General features: G+C 47.3%; 1 protein-coding gene. It reads right to left on the reverse strand.

Annotated features, from left to right (window positions below):
* Positions 1 to 2: 2 nt before the first annotated feature.
* Complete coding sequence (gene cspE / locus M979_RS22275; protein ID WP_064556445.1) at positions 3 to 218, reverse strand: transcription antiterminator/RNA stability regulator CspE; 216 nt, start codon at positions 216 to 218, stop codon at positions 3 to 5.
* Between the last annotated feature and the right edge of the window lie 4 nt (positions 219 to 222).

Below are 222 nucleotides of genomic sequence, written 5' to 3' on the forward strand. Positions count from 1 at the left end.
AATTAGTTGAGAGCGACGACGTTTACCGCCGAAGGGCCCTTAGGACCATTCTCTACGGAGAACTCAACCTGTTGCCCTTCATCCAGGGTACGGAATGCATTGCTTTGGATTGCAGAGAAGTGGACGAAAACGTCCTTGCTGCCATCCGTGGGGGTGATAAAGCCGAAGCCTTTATCAGCGTTGAACCATTTTACAGAACCAGTCATTTTATTAGACATAATA

The organism is Buttiauxella noackiae ATCC 51607 (assembly GCF_001654865.1).
GTDB classification, from domain to species: domain Bacteria; phylum Pseudomonadota; class Gammaproteobacteria; order Enterobacterales; family Enterobacteriaceae; genus Buttiauxella; species Buttiauxella noackiae.